Origin of the sequence: Rahnella perminowiae (assembly GCF_019049695.1) — a bacterium.
GTDB classification, from domain to species: Bacteria; Pseudomonadota; Gammaproteobacteria; order Enterobacterales; family Enterobacteriaceae; genus Rahnella; species Rahnella perminowiae.
On record NZ_JAFMOT010000102.1, the window covers coordinates 1 to 701 of the forward strand.

General features: G+C 43.9%; 2 protein-coding genes. Both read left to right on the top strand.

Annotated features, from left to right (window positions below):
* On the top strand, positions 1–382 hold a 382-nt coding region (locus tag J1781_RS00510), incomplete at its 5' end, for a copper-containing nitrite reductase (RefSeq protein ID WP_217233037.1).
* An 81-nt stretch (positions 383–463) separates the two neighbouring features.
* Positions 464–701, top strand: a 238-nt coding sequence (locus tag J1781_RS00515; RefSeq protein ID WP_217233038.1) for a hypothetical protein, incomplete at its 3' end; no start/stop codon positions are given.

Consider the following 701-nt stretch of genomic DNA (forward strand, 5'->3'; position numbering starts at 1 on the left):
ATATGTATATCACTGTGCGACCGCGCCTGTGGGTATGCACATCGCCAATGGTATGTATGGTCTAATTTTGGTTGAGCCTAAAGAAGGACTACCAAAAGTTGATAAAGAATATTATGTGATGCAAGGTGACTTCTATACCAAAGGTAAATACGGCCAACAAGGTCTGCAACCATTTGATATGGATAAAGCGATTGAAGAAAAACCTGACTATGTCGTCTTCAACGGCTCTGTCGGAGCATTGACGGGTGAAAACGCGCTCAAAGCAAAAGTGGGTGAAACCGTTCGTCTATTTGTCGGTAATGGTGGACCCAACATGGTGTCTTCATTCCATGTGATTGGCGAAATTTTTGACACAGTCAACGTAGAGGCGGGAAAACTTTAAAACCACAATGTCCAAACGACCCTAATCCCAGCAGGTGGCGCAGCAATCGCGACTTTCAAAACTGAAGTCCCAGGTGACTTTGTGATGGTTGACCACTCAATCTTCCGTGCATTTAATAAAGGGGCATTGGGTATCATAAAAGTTGAAGGTGACCCAAACAAAACCGTCTATTCTGGCAAACAAAACGACCAAGTTTATCTACCAGAAGGCGCGCCACAAAATATCGATAACGCAGCTGCACCAGCACAAAAAGTACCTGCGAACTTGCAAGAAAAAATCGAGATGGGTAAAAATACTTACTTAGCCAACTGTGCTGCCT